Source organism: Microbacterium sp. Leaf179 (genome assembly GCF_001423785.1).
Classification (GTDB): domain Bacteria; phylum Actinomycetota; class Actinomycetes; order Actinomycetales; family Microbacteriaceae; genus Microbacterium.
Window position 1 is genome coordinate 969144 of record NZ_LMPH01000001.1, and the last position, 19745, is coordinate 988888.

The following is a 19745-nucleotide window of genomic DNA, read 5'->3' on the forward strand; positions in this document are numbered from 1 at the left end:
GCGGCCGGTGACGGCCGTCCCCGCGGGATGGGAATCAGATGATCCTCTACATCGCGAAGCGCCTCGGGGCCGGAATCGTCCTCGCCCTCCTGGTCACCTTCATCACCTTCCTCCTGCTCAGCACGTCCTTCCGCGACGTCGCGAGCACGATCCTCGGCTCTTCCGCGACACCCGAGAACGTCGCCGGGCTGATGGCCTCGAAGGGTTGGGACCGCCCGGTCCTCGTTCAGTACGCCGACTGGCTGCTGCACCTGCTGCGCGGCGACCTCGGCATCTCCGTCTACACCTCGCTGCCCGTCGGCCCCTCGGTGCTGCAGCGGCTGGCCGTGACCCTGTCGATCATCGTCCCGGCGCTGATCCTCACCGCCGTCATCGCCACCGCACTCGGCGTCTGGGCCGCCTCGCGTGGCGGCATCGTCGACAAGATCGCCCAGGGCATCTCGCTCGTCGGCTACCTCGTCCCCGGCCTCCTGCTCGCGATCGGACTGGTCGTGATATTCGCCGTGCAGCTGAAGTGGCTGCCCGCGACCGGCTTCACCCCCTTCACTGACAGCCCCGTGGGCTGGGCCCGCAGCATCGTCATCCCCGTCATCGTCCTGATGATCGGCGGCATCGCCGGTCTCGCCGCGCAGGTGCGTGGCCGGATGATCGACGAGCTGCGCCGCGACTACGTCCGCACTCTGCGCACCCGCGGCGTGCCCACCCGCGCGATCGTGCTCAAGCACGCCCTGCGCAACGCCGGCAGCCCGGCCCTGACCGTGCTGTCCCTCGAGTTCATCCAGATGTTCGGCGCCGCCCTCATCATCGAGAACGTCTTCGCCCTCCCCGGCTACGGCAGCTACGCGTTCAACGCGTCCCTGCAGGGAGACATCCCGGTGGTCCTGGGCATCGCGGCGTTCGGTGTGGCCCTGGTCATCGTGGTCAACCTCGTCACCGACCTGGCCAACGGCTGGCTCAACCCGAAAGCGAGAGTCCGATGACCCCATCCGACGACACCGCCCGCCCGACCGGCCCGGCCGACGAGCAGACCGCCCCTCCGGCGCAGTCCACTCCCACCTCGCAGGCAGCGGGCGCCGCCTCGGCGGATGCTGCTCCCCTCACGCGGGCGATCGCGATCCCGAGCACCGAGGGGCTGCAGACCATCGCGGCCGAGGTCCGCGCCGCTCGCACGTCGCTCTGGCGGCGTTTGCTGAAGGACCCGCAGGCGCTGATCACCTCCGTGCTCTTGCTCATCGTCCTCCTCGTCGGCGTCTTCGCATCGCTGCTCGCACCGATGGGCGCGAACGAGTCGAGCCTCTCCGCGATCAACGCTCCCGTCGGATCACCGGGCTATCCGTTCGGAGCGGACGAGTCCGGCCGCGACATCCTGAGCAGGATGATCCTCTCGACGCAGACCGCCGTCATCGCGGGACTGATCGGCGCCGGGGTCGCTCTCGTGATCGGCGTGGTCGCCGGCCTCATCGGCGGCTACTTCGGCCGCGTGACGCAGGCGACCACCGAGTGGGTCTTCAGCCTGATCATGACCTTCCCCGGGCTGCTCCTGCTGATCATCCTGATGCCCGTCACCGGCGGCGACTACCGCGCCACCATGCTGATCTTCGGCGTCCTGCTCTCACCGGGTATCTACCGCATCGTCCGCAACCTCGTCCTCGGCGTGAAGAACGAGCTTTACGTCGACGCGGCGCGCGTCTCGGGGCTCGGGAACCTCCGCATCCTCGGCCGGCACGTGCTCTCGGTCGTGCGCGGGCCCATCATCATCGCCGCCGCCTTCCTCTTCGGCTCGGCCATCGCCGTGCAGTCGGGCCTGGCCTTCCTCGGCGTGGGCTCGCTTGAGGTCCCCAGCTACGGCGCGATGATCGCGTCGGGCTTCCGCAACCTCTACATCGCCCCGACCCAGTTCCTCTGGCCCAGTATCGGCCTCGGCATTATCACCGCGTCGCTCGTCCTGTTGGGCAACTCGCTCCGCGACGCGCTCGAGGGCTCCAAGCCCAAGCCCGCCAAGATCGGCGGAGGGCAGCGGGTCGTCGCCGACGAGGCTGTCGACCGCGAGCGGGCCGCTCGCTCCCTGCTCGACATCCGCGACCTGGTCATCGCCTACCCGGGCCCCGACGGCACCCTCAACGAGGTGGTCCACGGCGTCTCGCTCACCGTGGCCCGGGGCGAGGTGATGGGGCTGGTCGGCGAGTCCGGGTCCGGGAAGTCCCAGACGGCGTTCGCGACGCTCGGCGTCCTGCCGAATGAGGCGGTGGTCGTCCGAGGCTCCATCCTCTTCGACGGCACCGAGCTGATCGGGCTCTCCGACGCCCAGATGCGTCCCTTCCGCGGCAAGGCGATCTCCTACATCCCGCAGGAGCCGATGTCGAACCTCGACCCCTCCTTTACCGTGGGAGCGCAGCTCGTCGAGGGCGCGCGCGCCGCGCTCGGGATCTCGAAGAAGGAGGCCCGGTCGCGCATCATCGCGCTGCTCGCCCGGGTGGGAATCGCCGACCCCGAGAGCACCTTCCGCTCCTACCCGCACCAGATCTCCGGCGGGATGGCGCAGCGCGTCCTCATCGCCGGCGCCGTCGTCAGCCGCCCGAAGCTGCTGATCGCCGACGAGCCCACGACGGCCCTGGATGTGACCGTGCAGGCCGAGATCCTCGACCTGCTGCGCGACCTGCAGGACGAGCTCGACATGGCCGTGCTGCTGGTCACCCACAACTTCGGCGTCGTCGCCGACGTCTGCAACCGCATCGCCGTGATGCGCCAGGGCGAGATCGTCGAGCAGGGCGACGTCGAGGCCGTCTTCGACGCCCCCGAGCACCCCTACACGGCGATGCTGCTCGACTCGATCCTCGACGAGGACACCGTCAGAACCGACCCGCCGGTGACGGCGACGACCACCGGAGGTGCGGCGTGAGCCTGCTCGAGATCCGCGACCTGCGCGTCGCCTTCCCCGGCCGCGGCTTCCGCGCGAAGCCCGTCGAGGTCCTGCACGGCATCGACCTCGACGTCGCCGCAGGGGAGACCGTCGGCCTCGTCGGCGAATCCGGCTCCGGTAAGACCACGATCGGCCGCGCCGTCCTCGGCCTCGTCCGGCCCTCCGCCGGGACCATCCGCTTCAACGGCCAGGAGATCGGTGGTTTGCGCGGCGCCGCGCGCCGCGCGATCGCCGACCAGATCCAGGTCGTCTTCCAGGACCCGTACACCTCGCTGAACCCGTCGATGACGATCGGCGAGATCCTCGCCGAGCCGCTCGTCGTCCAGGGCGCGACCGCCAAGGACGCCCGGGCCCGCGTGCGCACGCTGCTCGACCAGGTCCAGCTGCCGTCCGACGCCCTCGAGCGGCTGCCGCGCGAGTTCTCCGGCGGGCAGCGCCAGCGCGTCGCCATCGCCCGCGCGCTGGCCCCCGGTCCGCGTCTGATCGTCTGCGACGAGCCCGTATCGGCGCTCGACCTCTCCACCCAGGCGCGGGTGATGGAGCTGTTCGTCGAGATCCAGCGCGCCACCGGCGTCGCCTACCTCTTCGTCTCGCACGACCTCTCGGTCATCCGGCACATCAGCCACCGGGTCGCGGTCCTCTACCGCGGCGATCTGGTCGAGACGGGAGATGCGCCCACGGTCACGCTGACGCCGGCGCACCCGTACACCCGGCGTCTCCTGCTGGCGGCCCCGGTCGCCGACCCGCGCCGCCAGAGCGCGCGCCGCGAGCAGCGCCGCATCACGCTGAAGGAGGCGTCATGACTGCGCTCGCCCTGCCCGGGTTCCACCCGGACCCGTCGATCTGCCGAGCGGGGGAGCAGTACTTCCTCATCACCTCGAGCTTCGAGTACTTCCCGGGCGTCCCGATCTTCACGAGTACCGACCTCGCGACCTGGACGCAGCTCGGCAGCGTCCTCGACCGACCCTCGCAGCTCCAGGTGCGTACCGGCATCGAGAACGCCAGCGGCGGAATCTATGCGCCGACCCTTCGCCACCACGACGGTCGCTTCTGGATGGTCACCACGAACCTGCACGAGATCCGCGACGGGCACCTGATCGTGCACGCCGACGACCCGGCCGGACCGTGGAGCGAACCGGTCCGCACCACCGGACTGCTCGGCATTGATCCTGACCTGTCGTGGGACGAAGACGGCGTCTGCCGGCTGACCTGGTCCGACGTCGTGAACGGCGGCATCTCCCAGGCCGTCGTCGACCCGCTGACGGGGGAGGTTCTTTCCGAACCGAAGGAGATCTGGCGCGGTACCGGTGGCGCGCACGCCGAGGGCCCGCACGTGTTCTCCCGCGGCGGCCGCTGGTATCTGGTGGTTGCCGAGGGCGGGACGGCGCACGGCCACATGGTTACGATCGCGCGGGCGGATGCTCCCGATGGTCCCTATGAGTCGAACCCGGCGAACCCGATCCTCACTCATCGCAGCACGACCGACCCGGTGCAGTCGACCGGTCACGCGGACCTCGTCGAGCTGGCCGACGGCGGCTGGGCGATCGTGCATCTCGGCACCCGCCCGCGTGGATCCTTCCCGAAGTGGCACACCAACGGTCGAGAGACGTTCCTCTCCGGTATCGACTGGGTCGACGACTGGCCCGTTGTCGTCGAGGGCCGCTTCGCGCCGGCGACCGGCGCGGCCGATCTCGACGAGCGCTTCTCCGGGCCGTCGCTGGATCCGCGCTGGATCGCGCCGGGCGCGGTGCCGTCGTCGTTCGCGTCGCCGTCTCCCGCCGGTCTCCGGCTCCGGGCCGGCCGCGCTCCGGATTCGCCGGCCGCCGAACGGCTGCTCGCCGTGCGCGCGACCGAGCAGGCCTGGGTGGCCCGGGTGGCGGCGGATGGCGATCTCTCCCTGACCGTGCGGATCGACGATGAGCACCAGGCGATGGTGGAGCGTGTCGGCGGCGGCGTTCGCGCCCGTCTCGTCATCGGACCGCTCGACCAGGTCCTGGGAGAGCGCGACGACCTCGGCGCTCAGGCGCACCTGGTCCTCCGCGCGGACCCCTTCGGCGGACAGCCCGGCCAGCGCCAGGGTCCCGACCGGATCGTCCTCGGCGCCGAGGGCCCCGAGGGGTTCGTCGAGCTCGCGTCCTTCGACGGCCGGTACCTCTCGACCGAGGTCGCCGGCGGCTTCACCGGTCGCGTGATCGGCGTCGAGGCGCTGGGCACCGACGCCCTGGTGACCCGGTTCACGCTCGCAGCCGCGTGAGAGGCCCGACCGCATGAGGGGGAGCACCGCGACGCCGGCTTCGCAGACCGGCGTCGTCGGCGAGCAACGGCCGGTCGGGCGGCTCGCGATCGCGCTGCTGGTCGCGGCGACATTCGGCTCCGGCATGGCGATGATCGTGCCGATGGCCTACTCGCTCGCGGTCCGGCTCGAGGAGCTCGCTCCGGGCCGCCCGGATCTGCTCGGGGTGCTGCTCGGCGTCGGCTCCGCGGCGACGCTGGTCGTCGCGCCGCTCACCGGTGTGCTCAGCGACCGGACTCGGTCCCGCTGGGGGCGCCGCCGGCCATTCACCGTGGTTGGCATCGCCCTCGGCGTCGCCGCGGTCCCCGTGCTCGTGACCGCGCCGACCGTCCCGGTCCTCGCTGTGGGGTGGATCCTGTCGACGGTCGGCTGGAACACGGCGGGCGCCTCGATCGGCAACTGGCAGGCCGACCGGCTCGCGGCGCAGCAGCGCGGCACCGTCTCCGGGCTCACGGGACTTACGATGCAGATCTCGCCGGTCCTTGGCATCCTGCTCGTCGGGACCGTCCGCTCCGAGACCCTGCTGGTCTTCGCGATCCCGGCCGTCGTCGGCGTCCTGCTCGCGGGTGCGTTCGCGTGCTTCGCCGCCGATCCTGACAGTCGGGGCCCGGCGCCGCTGGACCGGATGACGCTCCGTCGGATCCTCGGCAGCTACTTCTTCGACCCGCGGGCGTTCCCCGAGTTCACGTGGAACTGGATCGGCCGGTTCGTCTTCTTCGTCGGGCTGAGCCTCACCACCAGCTTCACCGTGTTCTTCTTCGCCCAGCGCCTCGACCTCGCGGTGCCCGACGTCGCGGGCGTGCTCGCGCTCACCTCGGCGCTGAGCATCGGTACGGCGCTGGTCGGCTCCCTCGGCGGCGGCTGGCTCAGCGACCGCACCGGAGTGCGGCGGCCGTTCGTCGTCGCCGGCGCCGCGCTGTTCGCCGTCGGCTCGATCGTTTCCGCCACGGCCGGCGCCCTGCCGACGCTCCTGATCGGCTCGCTGCTCTCCTCCCTCGGTATCGCGCTGTTCTCCGCGGTGGGGCAGGCGCTCTCGCTCGACGTCCTCCCGCACCGGGAAATACAGGCGGGGCGGTACACCGCGATCACCCTGTTCGCGCAGAAGATCCCGGGAGTGATCTCGCCGCTGGCCGCCCCGCTCGTGCTCGCCCTCGGCGGCGGCGAGAACTTCACTGCCCTCTACCTCACGGCGGCAGCGCTCGCGCTGCTCGGCGGTGCACTCATCGGAGTGACCGTCCGCCGGCCGACCCACTCACCGTCCCGGATCGCTCCGCGATCCCTCTGAAAGCTCGATCACACTGAACCGCGTCGGCTTCGTGCCGACCCGAAGAGAGGCAAGCATGCTGAAGCCCCGTCCCACTCCCACCCGAGAGCTCGTCAACCTCGACGGCGTCTGGCGCTTCGCGCTCGACTCCCGCGTCGATGAGTCGCCGTGGACCGCGACGCTGCACACCCCGCTCGAGGCTGCGGTCCCCGCGTCCTACAACGACCTCTTCACCGACCCGGAGATCCGCAAGCACGTCGGTTGGGTCTACTACCAGCGCACCGTGCGCGTGCCCCGCGGCTGGGGCGAGGACGACATCCTGCTCCGCTTCGACGCGGCGACCCACGCCGCGAAGGTCTACGTCGACGACGAGCTCGTCGGCGAGCACGTCGGCGGTTACACGCCCTTCGACGTCGACATCACCGACCACGTCGCCGCCGGCGGCGAGTTCCGACTGACCGTCGCGGTGAGCGGCGATCTGACCAACGAGACCATCCCGCCCGGCCGGATCGACGTGACCGCGACCGGCAAGCGCAAGCAGGTCTACTTCCACGACTTCTTCAACTACGCCGGCCTCGCCCGCTCCGTCTGGCTGCACAGCCGGCCGAAGAGCCGCATCGACGACGTCGTCGTGGTGACCGACTTCGAGGGCACGGCCGGCTCCGTCGACTACCGCGTCGAGTCCACCGGCGGAGCCGATGTCCGGGTGCGCCTCAAGGACGCCGACGGCACAGTCGTCGCCGAGGGGGAGGGTGGGCAGGGCGTCCTCGAGATCGCCGACGTCGTGCTGTGGAAGCCCGGTGCCGCCTACCTCTACGAGCTGACCGTCGAGCTGGTCGACGGCGGCGAGGTCGTCGACAGCTACCCGCTAGCGGTCGGCGTTCGAACGGTCGAGGTGCGCGGGCACGAGTTCCTCATCAACGGCGAGCCCTTCTACTTCACCGGCTTCGGCAAGCACGAGGACACCCCGATCCGCGGCAAGGGCCACGACGACGCCTACCTCGTCCACGACTTCCAGCTGCTCGAGTGGATCGGCGCCAACTCGTTCCGCACCTCGCACTACCCTTACGCCGAGGAAGTGCTCGAGTTCGCCGACCGCCACGGCATCGTCGTGATCGACGAGACCGCCGCCGTCGGCCTGAACATGGGCGTCGTCGGCGGGATGAGCGGAACGCCCCCGTTCCCGACCTTCTCCGACCAGTTCGCCAACGACAACACCCAGGCCGCGCACGCACAGCACCTGCGCGAGCTGCTCGTCCGGGACCGCAACCACCCCTCCGTCGTAATGTGGAGCATCGCCAACGAGCCCGCCTCCAACGAGGAGGGCGCCCGCGAGTACTTCGAGCCGCTCGTGAACCTCGCCCGGGAGCTGGATCCGACCCGCCCGCTCACCTACTCGCTGGTGATGTTCGCGACCTTCCAGAACGACAGGATCATCGACCTCTTCGACGTGATCAGCCTCAACCGCTACTACGGCTGGTACATCGCCGGCGGCGAGCTCGACGTCGCGCAGGCCTACTTGGAGGGCGACATTCAGGGCTGGATCGACCGCATCGACAAGCCGATCATGATGAGCGAGTACGGCGCCGACACCGAGCCCGGACTGCACTCCGTCTGGGAGGACCGCGTCTGGACCGAGGAGTACCAGATCGCCTACCTCGACGCCAACCACCGCGTTTTCGACCGCTTCCCCCAGTTCGTCGGCGAGCAGGTCTGGAACTTCGCCGACTTTGCCACCGACAACGGCCTACACCGGGTCGACGGCAACAAGAAGGGCGTCTTCTCCCGCGACCGCAAGCCCAAGGCCGCCGCCTGGGCGCTGCGCAAGCGCTGGCGCGGACTCGACGGCGCGAAGCCGTCCAGCGATGAGTAGCGAGCCAAGCACGGACGCACCGCCGCTGCGCTGGGGAATACTCGGCACGGGCCGCATCTCGGAGTCCTTCGTCCCCGACATCCGCGCGGCGGGCGGAGTCGTCGGCGCGGTGTGGGGGAGGCGCACCGAGACGGTCGAGGCCTTCGCCGCCGCGCACGGCATCCCGCGCTCCACGACAGAGCTGGACGCCCTGCTCGGCGACCCCGGGATCGACATCGTCTACGTCGCCACCCCGCCGGCCACCCACCTCGAGCTCGCCGCCCGCGCGCTCCAGGCGGGCAAGCACGTCCTCGTCGAGAAGCCGATGACGACCAGCGCCGTCGATTCCGCACGACTCTTCGAGATCGCCGCAGTGAACGACCGCTTCGTCATGGAGGCGATGTGGATGAAGTTCAATCCGCTCCACCTCGAGGTCGCCCGCCAGGTGCGCGACGGAGTCCTCGGAATTCCCCGATACGTCCGTGGCGCCTTCGGCATGCCGTTCCCCTCCGGCGGTAGCCGCTGGCGGGCTGATCTCGGCGGCAGCACGGTCCTCGACCAGGGCATCTACCCCGTGACCCTCGCCGAGTGGCTGCTCGGCCCCGTGGTCTTGATCACGGCGACCGGAGCAGTGCGGGACGGCGTCGACGTGGCGGCGCAGATCACGCTGGGACACCTCGACGGTGGCTCATCGCAGCTGGCCTGCTCGGTCCTCGAATTCCTCGACCCGTCCGCCTCGATCAGCGGCACTGCCGGCTGGATCGAGATCCCGGCGATGTTCTGGGCGGGCGGCGTCGCCCGCGTGCACGCGGGCTCGCAGGGAGCGCTCTTCGGCGACCCGATCCCGCTTCTTCGACCTCGTGAGGGTAACGGCTACGTGCCGATGATCCGTTCGGTGGCGGCCGCGGTCACCGCGGGAACGCGCGAGAATCCAGAGCATGATGCCGCGGCCACCCTTTCCACGGCGCGGGTCCTCGACAACATCCGCCAACAGATCTTCGCCAATGCGGAACAGTGAACGACGTGCCCGGTGGAAGATCGGCCCGCGTGTGCAGATTGGCGTCGTCCGTGGCGAACAGGGATGATCGCTCCATGCCTCTCGTCTCGCTCGTTCGCTGGAGGACCCATGCCTGACGGAACCGCTACCGAACCGGAGATCCCCGCGGAGCTCGCAACCCGACTCCAACGGCGTGGGGGAGCTGCGACGATCTACGACATCGCCGAGCTCGCTGGCGTCTCGCCCTCGACAGTTTCGCGCGCGCTGTCGAAGCCGGGGAGGATCAGTGCCAAGACCGAAGCACGCGTTCGCGCCGCGGCCGAGCAGCTGAACTTCCGGTTCAACCCCATGGCCCGGGCACTTTTGACGGGCCGAAGCCACACGTTTGCCCTGGTCGTCGCCGACATCACCAACCCTGTCGTGTTCGGCATCGTCCGCGGAGCGGAGCACGCCGCCAGCGCAGCGGGCTACACGTTGGTGATCGCCGAGTCCCAGGAATCGGGCGAGGCGGAAGCTGAAGCCATCGAGCGTCTGATTCCCACTGTGGACGGCATCGTCATGGCGACCACCCGGCTCTCCGACGAGAGAATCGTCAGCGTCGCCGAGCGCAAGCCAGTCGTGCTTATCAACCGCGCGGTTGAAGGGATCCCCAGCGTCCTCCCCAATGTCGAGAAGGGTGTCAGCGAACTGCTCGAGCATCTTGCGAAGCTCGAGCACCGTTCGATCGTCTACCTCGCCGGGCCGGAGAGCTCGTGGATCAGCGATCGCCGCTTCGATCTGATGCTCGAAGAGGCTGACCGGCTGGGGTTTGCTCTCGTCGAGATCGGTCCGAATGTGCCGACGATCGACGGCGGGCGGGCGGCGCTTCGGCGAGTTCTGGCCGCGAGGCCGACCGCGGTCATCGCATTCAACGACCTGATGGGTCTGGGCCTCATGCAAGCCGCAGCCGAGCAGGGCATTCAGGTTCCACGGCAGCTCAGCGTCGCGGGCTTCGACGACATCTTCGGGAGCGAACTCATCACGCCACCGCTGACAACAGTGCGCGCGCAGCTGGCCGAAGCCGGCCGGCGCGCGGTCGAGGACCTCCTCGCCGGTCTCTCCGGCGACGCCGGGAACAGTGACCAGACGAGACTGTCAACGACGCTGATCGTCCGAGGCTCGACCGGCATCGCCGCGTCGACAGATTGAACCAAGGCCCCCTAATCGAGCGCTTGTGTCAACAAGGTTCGGCAGCGGAAAGTCCACTGCCGCTGCCCGCTGCCCGTCGGCTCAGTCGAGGATTATTCGAAGGCGACAATGCACGTTCTGCCCCGAACGTCGGGAAGATACCCTTCGCGGAGGCCTGCACGCAACCGCTCACTTCGTCGGGGGCGGCGGCGTAAATCGAACACTTCGTTGAACTAATGCCCGGGGTGCTACGCAACTGGCATAACGTCAACTGTCAGTTTGACTGGTCTGCTCCGCTTCCCCGCCTCTGCGGCGCCGAGAGCTCCGAACGCGCAGTGCATTGGTGTCGAGCGAGCCCGCGTCGTTACGCCTTACTACGCCGCCGATCGCCCATCCCCACGGCATCCCGTAGCTTCATCTCACCAACCCCTCCGAAGGCAGGTGAAGCCATGTCCCGCACGATCTCGTCGACAGTCCACCCGATCCAGCGCTGCATGGCAGCCTCGAACCCGTCAGCGTGGTGGGACGGCCTCGTGATCGACGCAGACGGAGCGACGACGACCGTCGCGCTGCTCAACGGCGCGACGGTAGAGCTGCGGGTGGTCGGCCCAGCCGTCGACATCGCGGTGGGGGAGCCGGTGGCCTACCACCCGGTTGCGGAACTCCTCAGCGCGTCGGCGATTCTCACGACCGCGCGCTTGGCTTAGCCTCGCAGGGGAGGCAGACCAATGGCCCAGGGCGAGCGAGAGGGTTCTCCCGCCGTACTGGTCGCCGTTCTCGTCATCGCCGTGCTTGCGGTCTTCTTCCTATTGACGTCCGGGCTACCGGCGACGTTCTTCGATCCCGAAGTGGGTCAGGAAGACATCGAGGCCATCATCGCCTTGCACTTCATCACCATGTCGTCGCAGGCCATCGCGCAGTAGCGGCACATCTCGTCCATATCGGCGTGCGCGCGGCACTCGGCGGCGCAGGCCTTGCCCATGGTCATGCAGGCGGTCATCATGGCGCTCATCACGTCCATATTCATTCCGGCTGGACGCATCATCATGTGCATCGTCGCTTGAGCCATCTCGACCATGTTCGAGCACATCGCGCAGCACGTCGTCATCTCGGGGCCGCGAGGCGCGCCCTGCTCGAGGGGATCCGCGCCGCTCGGATGAAATACGGGCTCCCCTGCAGTGAAATCTCCTCAGTGATCGGCGGTCTCCTGCTTCGGTGTTGAGCACCGACACGGGAGGAAGGGCCTCGCCGTGTTCCTCAACGAGGAGGACCAATGCGCCGTCGATTGAACGTCGTCATCACCGCAGGGATTACCTGCGCGCTCGCGATATCTGTCGCGATGCCCGTTTACGCGTCCGATACGGCGCCCGAACCTTCCGAAGGCGACACTCTCACCGCGGTCACAGCGGGGGCTCTCGAGGCGCATTACGGAGAAGAGCAGGCTGATCCGGTCCAGGCCGGGGCCGCGTCTGAAGTTGAGCTGAGTCCGGAGGGGCTCTCTGGTCAGGCCGTGGATGTCGTCCTGCCGTCGACGCCCTCAGCTGAGGTCGAAGGTGACGAGTCGTCCGCCGCACCGGTCTTCTATACGGACGCGACGGGGGATGGCATACGTATCATCTCGACGTTTCCCACCGCGGAGGACGTCGTCGATCTGAGGTACGAGATGGGTGGCGTCCTTGATCCCTACCTCGTGCAAGTTGGCGACGCGTTCAAGGTGCTCGACTCAAATGATCGATACATCGTGGATCTTGCCGCACCCTGGGCCATCGATGCCTCGGGGCGATACCTCCCCACCCGCTACACGCTGACGGGAAACGAACTGCGGCAGCACGTTGATTTCACCGGCGCAGTTTTTCCCGTGGTGGCGGATCCGGCTTGGACCTATGCGGTAGATCACGCATCCTTCAACCTGATCACCGGCAAGGAGAAGGCCACGCCGTCGCGGGTCATGGCTGAGCTGAGAAGGTGCTTCAACTGCAGTTTCCCGGTTGCGAACGCGCCGCGAGCCTTCCCATCAGTCGGTCAGACCATCAATCTCAACGCAAGCCCGTTCACCATGATCAACGTCGCGGCACCGGTGCGAGTCTCAGCGGTCGTGAAAGACGGATTCAACTTCATCGCGTTGCCCGGTCACTTCGACGGAGTTGACTCTACGGTCTCCTTCCGCTTCTACAACGACCGTTCCGGGTGGCTGCATATTTCGGTCGTTGCGCTCATCTGGAAGGACCGAGGTGCGCTCGCGAACGAAACAAATCGCCGCATCGCGAGCCAGACGTGGGCCAATTTCCTGGCCAACCTAATCCGCCAGCGCACGCTGTAGCGTCGGGTCATGCGGCACACCTCCCTGCGCCCGAGCGCGCGAGCTTTCCTAGCGTGCTTCGTCGCGGGCGCAGGGGGCGTGGTGTTGGCCGCTTTAGCGATCGTGAGTCCTGAAGTATCGGTGGCGACAGCTCCTTGGGGGTTGATGCTGTGGGCAGGGCCTGCCGGGTTTTCTATCGGGGCCGCGCTCGGCCTGATCGCATGGGGGACGACCCGCTCTCTTATGACCCTGTCGTTTGTTCAGCATCCCGTGGCGCGTTTGGCGGTTGCCATGGTGCCCGCCGCGATTGGTGCTGCGGCGGGATACGCGAGCTTCGCGAGTGCGCGCCCCGTCGTTGCCGCTGCAACGATGATCGGAGGCGCGCTCGGCTTGCTATGCGGCGTAATGGAGGCCTCGGCCGCGGCGCGGCGCAAACCCGACTCGCCACAATAAGCGGGTCATAGATGGCCGGCCCGGGCGTCGACATCGACGCGGTGAGAGAGTGGCCGCGTCGCCGCGGAATGCCCGCGAGGGTGTTCGGCGCTCGTGGGTCTGAGACGGCGTCTCGCTAGCGTGATTTGTGCTCTGAGTGGCGCACTCTGGCCTCACCGCCGACGACCGCAGCAGCCACGCGTGCTCAAGGTTGATCACGGAGAGGCGGCCCCCAGCCGCACGTATGCGGCGAACGCGGTGCATGGGGCGGGCGTCGTGATGCCCGCCCCATGCACGACTTACAGGCCGACGGCCGCGAGGCCGAAGTTCGCCTGCTCGGGGGTGAATCCCTCTCCGTATTCGCTGGTCAGCTGTTCGTACAGACCATCGCGAGAGAACCCCTGGAAGCCCAGGTACGACTTGGCTGCCTCTGCGGCCTCCTGGTTCCAGTCGACGGCGCCGGTGGCCTCCAATTGGGCGATGGCGAACTCGGCGTCCTCGGGGGCGAACCCCTCTCCGTACTCGCTCGTCAGCTGCTCGCTGAGTCCGGCACGCGAGAAGCCCTTAAAGGACAGGTAGGACTTCGCTGAGCGGACCGCGCTGGATTGCGCCGTCGTCAATGCGGGCTTCTTGGGCTCAGCGGCCGCGGGTGGGGCTGACGGGGCGGCGGCCTCAGGCGCGGTCGAGGGCGCAGCGGCAGCCGTCTTCTCGACGTTGATCACGACGGTGTCGCCGGTCTTGGCGGCTGCCCCGGAAGCGGGAGTCGTGCTCAGGACGGTCCAGTTGTCTCGATCGATGACGAACCCCTTGTCGGCGGAGAATTCCGCTTGAAGTCCCGCGTTCTCGATCAGCGCGGCCGCTTCCTTAGCGGTCAGACCCGTTGTCTCGGGAACGGTGATCGCGGCATCCGTGTCCTCTTCGACGACCGGAGCCGCCGCCACTGCCTTCGTGTCGGCTGTTGTGGTGGCACCCTTTCCTCCACCCATTGCGCTGCCGATGCTTCCGATGACGATGAGTCCGGCCAGGACGCTGACGGGGATGACGATTGCCTTTCGCTTGTACCAGGGTGCCTTGGCGGCAGGTTCTGCGAGGGGACTGGCCCCGATCGGCACGGGGCGGGTTTCGTTCGTCCAGGCGGTGCCGTCGTAGTAGCGCTCGGTTCCGAGTGCGTTGGTGTCGGCGTACCAGCCTGCGGGGTAGGCCGGAGTGTTATCGGTCATGGAGATTCCTCGGTTCTTCGGGCATAGGACACGAGCGCACGCGCGCTCGGCTCTCTCTGTGCAGGCGCGTTGCACGCGGCGTTCAGGTGCGCGACCGAGGAGCGACCACGGACACCGGTTCGGCGGCATCATCGTGAACGCGCCCCAGCGTTCGCTACGCCGCCCGCTCCCCACAGGAGAATTGGTCGAACACTAGTCCGGAGCAGAGGCGCGTCGGTCGACTCGTCAGGTTCCGAGACGCTCAGGAGGATCTATTCATCCAAATGGATGAGGGGCAGGTGATTTTGAGAGCGGAGTATCCCTGCGCCATCACCCGCAGAACCCCCGTAATGGGTTACCAGCGGCTTCGCGGTTCGGTGGCCGAGCGTGGTCTTCCGCCATTCCTGGGAGCCGCCCCGCGTCTTAAACGACCCGCGAAAATCTAGGCCCCTATCTCTCGTGCAAGAATTATTCTAAAACTTGCAGCGGTACATGCGAACGAGGATCAAGACTCCCTTGAGAATTGGCGGCCTTGAGAAGGATGTCCAAAACTACCGAAGCCTTGCGCGAGTTTCGCAATCGAGTAGCCCATCGTGCGCCGACCGACGGTGGCGGATCGCTCCAGTTCTATCGGGAAAACGATGGCACCGTTATGCCTCGAGTAATTTGGAGTGGACCGAGGTTGCGGCCAGCTACTGGTCCAATCAGACTTCAATCAGCGGCGCCGTCTCCAGGGCAACCGGCATCGTCACACCCATATCTCGGGTGACGCCTCAACTCGCCCCCCCTACGGTGGATCCTCCGCGCGGGCGACACGTTCTATGAGCCTGGTGGTCCCGTCTCCTGCTTCGACGCGACGGGGGAGGGTGTGACATTCCCCTTTGGGGCAGGCGTTGAAGCGGCGTTGACAATTGGGCCTGCGCCCGGAGACCAGGCGTTTTAGGGCGTCAGCCGGTGTGGCAGCTGTTGGCGCAGTAGAAGCACCCGTTTGCCGGGCTATATCCGGGCGAGTTGGCCTCGTCCACTGCCCCCTTGCAGGAGGAGAAGGAACCCAGCCATACCTGGTTCGACGAGTTGGGCAGGCAACCGTAGGCCGAGGCCTGGTCATGGACTTCGTAGTCGCCGTTGCTTTGAGCGTTCTCGTTGACAATGTAGGTCGGCATCTTGATCCCCGTTCTCGCCGCGTCTTCGCGTGATGCGAGGAAGTTAGCGCTCGTGGGCCTGGGACGGTGTCAAGTTGGCGTGATTAGTCCTCAGAATGGCGCGCTCCGGCCTCGCCGTCGCGCAACAACCGCCCCGATCTCGACATGCTGGCGGCGCCTGAGCACGGTGGTGCCGGGGAGCGCGCTCGCCGCGTGGTGCCCACCAAACGGCGGTCGGAGACGTGCCACACCGCCATCATGTCGGTTTGGTCCACTCTCGTCTCGCCGTTGTTACGCCCCAATACGCACCGGATCGCCCACCCCCGCGGCATCCCGTAGCTTCATCTCACCAACCCCTCCGAAGGCAGGTGAAGCCACGTCCCGCACGATCTCGTCGACAGTCCACCCGATCCAGCGCTGCATGGCAGCCTCGAACCCGTCGGCGTGGTGGGACGGCCTCGTGATCGACGCCGATGGCACGACGGCGACCGTCGCGCTGCTCAACGGCACGACGGTAGACCTGCGGGTCGTCGGCCCGGCTGTCGACCTCGCGGTGGGGGAGCCGGTGGCCTACCACCCGGTTGCGGAACTCCTCAGCGCGTCGGCGATCCTCACTACCGCGCGCGTCGCGTAAACGCCAAAGCTACGCAGACATCGAGGCCATCATCGCCTCGCACTTCATCACCATGTCGTCGCAGGCCATCGCGCAGTAGCGGCACATCTCGTCCATGTCGGCGTGCGCGCGGCACTCGGCGGCGCAGGCCTTGCCCATGGCCATGCAGGCGGTCATCATGGCGCTCATCACGCCCATGTTCATCCCCGCCGGACGCATCATCATGTGCATCGTCGCCTGCGCCATCTCGACCATGTTCGAGCACATCGCGCAGCACGTGGCCATCTCGGGGCCGTGCATCATGTCGCTGCCGGCGCACATCGCCGCGGCCATCGCGCAGGCGTTCAGCGACTGCATGCATTCCTGCATGGCATCCATGTCCATGGTCATCTCGCCCATGTCCATCGACTTCATCATTGCCATCGTGTCCATCTGCATCTCCCGTGTTCTCGTCGGTTCGGAGGGACCGGAGGCCGCGGAGGGACTCCGACGTACCGGCGATGCTACGCCGGGGGCCGCGATCTTCGACAGGGCTCGGAGGAGGTTGATCAGTTCTCAGCGAGAGGTGAGCGCATGCCGAACCGATCGGGCGAGCGAAGCGACCGAGCCCTGAGTAATGAGGCGAGATCTGGGCCCCGAGTAGCCGTCGCGCTCGACGATCTCGGTGAACATCTCCACCGGGCGGATCCAGCACCAGCCAAGGGCGGCACCGTGACACCAGCGGTGTGGGTCCGACGTCACCGATACCGGACGACGGCTTCGCGAATGCTCTCGGCGTGCTCGTAGATCGCATCGAGTTCGTCGATCGGGTGACGTGTCTCGACCTTCTGCTCGTCGAGCAACCCCAGGTACTTCTGTCGGCCGTTGAAATGCAGCCGTGCGATCGGCTTGCGGTTGTTGTCGTCAAGAAGCACGGCGAAGTAGCTCTTCGCGTCGCGATGAGTGACCCGGTGAGGCTTCGTCTCGCCGCACGCAATGGCCTTCACGATTTGATAGCCCTCGAGTTCCTCGAGGGTCGTATCGATCTCTGTGTCGCGATCGAGGTCGGCCTGAGCGGCGGGCTCGCTCGACACCACTGCCGTGCTTTCCGCCGACAGTGGTATCGCGACGCCCGCGCCAGCACCCAGTGCGGTCTTCAGGCGGTCGTTGACGCTCTCCGTGAGGAACTGTCGCGAGGCCTTCGTCACGAGTGACGTGAACTGCTCCCGAACCTTCGCCGTGTACGAGCCGTCGTAGACCCTCTGGGTGAAGAACTTGATCCACTCGTCGCTAGGTTCGCGGAACTGGCCGGCGATCTCGCGTTTGAGTGCGCCCACGTATTTCAGTTCTTCTGCTGCGCTGATGATCGAGTCGAGGTCGAAGCTGTCCTTGCTGAGTTTCTGGACCTCGGGAATCAGCGTGTCATCGATATCCAGCAGATCGAGCACCAGGAACGGCTTGGCGTCCATCTTGTTCGGCGCGTCGAGGTCGGTGAAGAACTGCCAGATCACGCCGTTCGTGAGCGCCGCGATCCGAGCGTTCGTGGTCGAGAAGTAGCGGAACAACTGCGACGCATGCTCGATCTTGGGGACGCCCGTGGATGCCTTGCACTCGATGAGGATCTGCACCTCAGCGTCGCGCATGATCGCGTAGTCGACCTTCTCGCCCTTTTTGATCCCCACATCGGCGGTGAACTCGGGAACAACCTCGAGCGGGTCGAACACGTCGTAGCCCAAGATGGTCGAGATGAAGGGCATGACGAAGGCATTCTTCGTTGCTTCCTCGGTGCCGATAGCCGACGCTTGATTGCTCACCTTGGTTGCGAGCGCGGTAAGACGGTCCTGAAACTCCACTGTTCCCCCAATTGAATGTTTCTCATCGACAGCTGCACGCCCGGGCCACGGCCCCCACGCGGTCCTCGATGTTTCTGCATTCTGTCCGCTCGGGTCCATTCAGGCAAATGTTGTGAGACGCCTGCTCTCTCGCCGCGCGGTCGGCACCTAAGCACGGATCCCGGCGAGCCAGCGGCCCACGCGCCCGGGCACCCACGGAGCGAAGCTCAGGAGCGAGCAAGCCGGCGTACTCATTTCGCACCGCGTGTAAGAGTCGCGTCGATGACGAACATGGGTAAGCGTGGAAGATGTGTCATCCCCATCCGCCCGCGCGCGTTTCGAGGAGACGGTGCGGCTCGTGGGCGACCCCGTACGCCGCTACCTGTGGCGACGCGCTGACCCCACCACCGCGGAGGATGTGCTCGCAGAGACCCTCATCGTGATGTGGCGACGTCACGAGCGCATGCCGGCCGACGCCGAGGCCGTCGCCTGGGCGATCGGTGTGGCTCGGCTGCAACTCGCGAACGCGAACCGAGCCCAGCGGCGTCGCGACAGATTGGTCGCCAAGATCACCGTCCTCGACCCGCCCGCCGCGTTCGTCGCCGAGCACAGCGGACCCGTCGACGAGGCGGTGCGCGTCACCCTCGCGGGCCTGCGGACAGCGGATGCAGAGGTGCTGCGGCTGTGGGCGTGGGACGAGCTCGCTCCGCGGGAGATCGCGATCGTCCTCGGCACCACGGTCAATGCTGCGACGGTGAGGCTGCACCGCGCGCGACGGCGCTTCGAGGGCGAATGGCGTAAGACCCACGGAGGCTCCGGACATATCGAGACAAGAGAAGGGGACGAGCCGTGAACGACGCACACCACGACGCACTGCGCCGACTGCTCCGAGCGGGCGACCCAGCTCCGTCGCTCCCGCCTTTGCGGAGCGACCAGATCATCCGACTCTCGGAGGACACCATGAACCCCCAGAACACCTCGCCCCGGAGCCGTGTCAACCGGCCAGGACTTCTTCTCGGCGCCATCGGCGCGGGTGCGGCGGCGATCGCGGCCGTGGCACTCGCCGTTCCTGCGATCGTCGGCACCTCGGTCGCTGCGACCGCTTTGACGCAGCCGGGTGCGGGTGGGCCGGCGGCGATGTGCGCCCAGGTGACCCCCGAGGCGGTCGCGGCCGCAGGTACGTCGTTTCGCGCCGACGTCCGCAGCATCGCGGACGGAACCGTCACGCTCGCCGTCGACGAGCGCTTCGACGGCGAGGTCGGTGACACGGTGACCGTCACTCAGGGCGTCGGGGCCGGTATCGACGGCGAACCGATCGTCTTCGTCGAGGGTGAGACCTATCTGATCAGCGCGAGCACCGATGGCGTCATCATCACGTGCGGTGTGAGCGGAGTCGCCGATGCGGGGCTGACTGCCGTGTACGACGCGGCGTTCGGATGAGCAATCGCGGCGCATCGGCGACCGCACTTGCCCGCCCTACCGGGCCGGCGGAGCGACCGCGCCCTAGGCGACGCGGCGGAACCGGGGTCCCGAGTAGCCGTCGCGGTCGACGGTCTCGGTGAACATCTCCACCGGGCGGACCCAGAACGAGTAGTCGTCGTAGAGCTTGCGGTACGAGACGAAGACCTCCTCGGTCTCGGAATGCCTCGCCGTTCCGAACACCTCGTACCGCCGGCCTTTGAAGTGTTCGTAGATGCCGGGTTCGATTGCCACGCGGAGCGCCCTTCTGTAAACGAGATGAGTTCTTGAATGGCCT

18 protein-coding genes are annotated in these 19745 nt (G+C 67.4%); 13 read left to right on the forward strand and 5 right to left on the reverse strand.

Annotated features, from left to right (window positions below; genetic code table 11):
* Positions 1-38: 38 nt before the first annotated feature.
* The 9 genes from ASF96_RS04500 to ASF96_RS04540 all read left to right on the forward strand — a co-directional run bounded on the left by ASF96_RS04500 (position 39) and on the right by ASF96_RS04540 (position 11200).
* Positions 39-980 (forward strand): ABC transporter permease, encoded by a 942-nt coding sequence (locus ASF96_RS04500; protein ID WP_055936331.1) that lies wholly within the window; start codon positions 39-41, stop codon positions 978-980.
* Positions 977-2899 carry a dipeptide/oligopeptide/nickel ABC transporter permease/ATP-binding protein gene (locus tag ASF96_RS04505; protein ID WP_082509279.1) on the forward strand — a complete coding sequence of 641 codons (1923 nt, stop codon included), beginning with the start codon at positions 977-979 and terminating at the stop codon, positions 2897-2899. The genes ASF96_RS04500 and ASF96_RS04505 overlap by 4 nt, the downstream gene beginning before the upstream one ends.
* Complete coding sequence (locus ASF96_RS04510) at positions 2896-3723, forward strand: ATP-binding cassette domain-containing protein (protein ID WP_055936334.1); 828 nt, start codon at positions 2896-2898, stop codon at positions 3721-3723. Before ASF96_RS04505 ends, ASF96_RS04510 begins: the two co-directional genes overlap by 4 nt.
* Complete coding sequence (locus ASF96_RS04515; RefSeq protein WP_055936336.1) at positions 3720-5174, forward strand: glycoside hydrolase family 43 protein; 1455 nt, start codon at positions 3720-3722, stop codon at positions 5172-5174. The genes ASF96_RS04510 and ASF96_RS04515 overlap by 4 nt, the downstream gene beginning before the upstream one ends.
* Positions 5175-5187: 13 nt before the next feature.
* A complete protein-coding gene (locus tag ASF96_RS04520) occupies positions 5188-6498 on the forward strand; it encodes an MFS transporter (RefSeq protein WP_055936340.1) in 1311 nt (436 codons plus the stop codon).
* A gap of 55 nt (positions 6499-6553) precedes the next feature.
* Positions 6554-8350, forward strand: coding sequence for a beta-glucuronidase (gene uidA / locus ASF96_RS04525; protein ID WP_055936343.1), 1797 nt, complete (start codon positions 6554-6556; stop codon positions 8348-8350).
* Positions 8343-9347, forward strand: a complete 1005-nt coding sequence (locus ASF96_RS04530) for a Gfo/Idh/MocA family protein (protein WP_082509281.1) — start codon at positions 8343-8345, stop codon at positions 9345-9347. The genes uidA and ASF96_RS04530 overlap by 8 nt, the downstream gene beginning before the upstream one ends.
* Before the next feature lie 108 nt (positions 9348-9455).
* Complete coding sequence (locus ASF96_RS04535) at positions 9456-10514, forward strand: LacI family DNA-binding transcriptional regulator (RefSeq protein ID WP_055936349.1); 1059 nt, start codon at positions 9456-9458, stop codon at positions 10512-10514.
* A gap of 428 nt (positions 10515-10942) precedes the next feature.
* On the forward strand, positions 10943-11200 hold the full coding sequence (locus ASF96_RS04540; protein WP_055936353.1) for a hypothetical protein: 258 nt from the start codon (positions 10943-10945) through the stop codon (positions 11198-11200).
* A gap of 146 nt (positions 11201-11346) precedes the next feature.
* On the opposite strand, the gene ASF96_RS04545 is transcribed toward ASF96_RS04540, so the two are convergent.
* The gene (locus tag ASF96_RS04545) at positions 11347-11571 is read right to left on the reverse strand and encodes a hypothetical protein (RefSeq protein WP_192013495.1); all 225 of its coding nucleotides are present in this window, start codon (positions 11569-11571) and stop codon (positions 11347-11349) included.
* A 195-nt stretch (positions 11572-11766) separates the two neighbouring features.
* On the opposite strand from ASF96_RS04545, the gene ASF96_RS04550 reads away from it, so the two are divergent.
* A complete protein-coding gene (locus tag ASF96_RS04550; RefSeq protein ID WP_055936356.1) occupies positions 11767-12813 on the forward strand; it encodes a hypothetical protein in 1047 nt (348 codons plus the stop codon).
* A 710-nt stretch (positions 12814-13523) separates the two neighbouring features.
* Here ASF96_RS04550 and ASF96_RS04555 read toward each other — a convergent pair.
* Positions 13524-14444: an Ltp family lipoprotein gene (locus ASF96_RS04555; RefSeq protein ID WP_055936359.1), complete on the reverse strand. Its 921-nt coding sequence runs from the start codon at positions 14442-14444 to the stop codon at positions 13524-13526.
* A 1542-nt stretch (positions 14445-15986) separates the two neighbouring features.
* Here ASF96_RS04555 and ASF96_RS04560 point away from each other — a divergent pair.
* Entirely contained in the window at positions 15987-16199 is a 213-nt protein-coding gene (locus ASF96_RS04560; protein ID WP_055936362.1) for a hypothetical protein, read from the forward strand.
* Between the two features lie 9 nt (positions 16200-16208).
* On the opposite strand, the gene ASF96_RS04565 is transcribed toward ASF96_RS04560, so the two are convergent.
* Together ASF96_RS04565 and ASF96_RS04570 are read right to left on the reverse strand one after the other, a co-directional pair.
* Positions 16209-16616 (reverse strand): aldehyde dehydrogenase, encoded by a 408-nt coding sequence (locus ASF96_RS04565; protein WP_235560527.1) that lies wholly within the window; start codon positions 16614-16616, stop codon positions 16209-16211.
* Between the two features lie 299 nt (positions 16617-16915).
* Positions 16916-18010: a type I restriction enzyme HsdR N-terminal domain-containing protein gene (locus ASF96_RS04570; RefSeq protein WP_055936365.1), complete on the reverse strand. Its 1095-nt coding sequence runs from the start codon at positions 18008-18010 to the stop codon at positions 16916-16918.
* A gap of 289 nt (positions 18011-18299) precedes the next feature.
* On the opposite strand from ASF96_RS04570, the gene ASF96_RS04575 reads away from it, so the two are divergent.
* The gene (locus ASF96_RS04575) at positions 18300-18842 is read left to right on the forward strand and encodes an RNA polymerase sigma factor (protein WP_055937693.1); all 543 of its coding nucleotides are present in this window, start codon (positions 18300-18302) and stop codon (positions 18840-18842) included.
* Between the two features lie 107 nt (positions 18843-18949).
* Complete coding sequence (locus ASF96_RS04580; protein ID WP_156458722.1) at positions 18950-19429, forward strand: hypothetical protein; 480 nt, start codon at positions 18950-18952, stop codon at positions 19427-19429.
* A gap of 63 nt (positions 19430-19492) precedes the next feature.
* Here ASF96_RS04580 and ASF96_RS04585 read toward each other — a convergent pair whose 3' ends face one another.
* Complete coding sequence (locus tag ASF96_RS04585) at positions 19493-19702, reverse strand: DUF1653 domain-containing protein (RefSeq protein ID WP_055936371.1); 210 nt, start codon at positions 19700-19702, stop codon at positions 19493-19495.
* Between the last annotated feature and the right edge of the window lie 43 nt (positions 19703-19745).

Coding starts and splice junctions, on each gene's coding strand:
- ASF96_RS04500 (WP_055936331.1), top strand. CDS start 39: ATGATCCTCTACATCGCGAAGCGCCTCGGGGCCGGAATCGTCCTCGCC.
- ASF96_RS04505 (WP_082509279.1), top strand. CDS start 977: ATGACCCCATCCGACGACACCGCCCGCCCGACCGGCCCGGCCGACGAG.
- ASF96_RS04515 (WP_055936336.1), top strand. CDS start 3,720: ATGACTGCGCTCGCCCTGCCCGGGTTCCACCCGGACCCGTCGATCTGC.
- ASF96_RS04520 (WP_055936340.1), top strand. CDS start 5,188: ATGAGGGGGAGCACCGCGACGCCGGCTTCGCAGACCGGCGTCGTCGGC.
- uidA (WP_055936343.1), top strand. CDS start 6,554: ATGCTGAAGCCCCGTCCCACTCCCACCCGAGAGCTCGTCAACCTCGAC.
- ASF96_RS04530 (WP_082509281.1), top strand. CDS start 8,343: ATGAGTAGCGAGCCAAGCACGGACGCACCGCCGCTGCGCTGGGGAATA.
- ASF96_RS04535 (WP_055936349.1), top strand. CDS start 9,456: ATGCCTGACGGAACCGCTACCGAACCGGAGATCCCCGCGGAGCTCGCA.
- ASF96_RS04540 (WP_055936353.1), top strand. CDS start 10,943: ATGTCCCGCACGATCTCGTCGACAGTCCACCCGATCCAGCGCTGCATG.
- ASF96_RS04545 (WP_192013495.1), bottom strand. CDS start 11,571: ATGGTCGAGATGGCTCAAGCGACGATGCACATGATGATGCGTCCAGCC.
- ASF96_RS04550 (WP_055936356.1), top strand. CDS start 11,767: ATGCGCCGTCGATTGAACGTCGTCATCACCGCAGGGATTACCTGCGCG.
- ASF96_RS04555 (WP_055936359.1), bottom strand. CDS start 14,444: ATGACCGATAACACTCCGGCCTACCCCGCAGGCTGGTACGCCGACACC.
- ASF96_RS04560 (WP_055936362.1), top strand. CDS start 15,987: ATGGCAGCCTCGAACCCGTCGGCGTGGTGGGACGGCCTCGTGATCGAC.
- ASF96_RS04565 (WP_235560527.1), bottom strand. CDS start 16,616: ATGCAGATGGACACGATGGCAATGATGAAGTCGATGGACATGGGCGAG.
- ASF96_RS04580 (WP_156458722.1), top strand. CDS start 18,950: ATGAACCCCCAGAACACCTCGCCCCGGAGCCGTGTCAACCGGCCAGGA.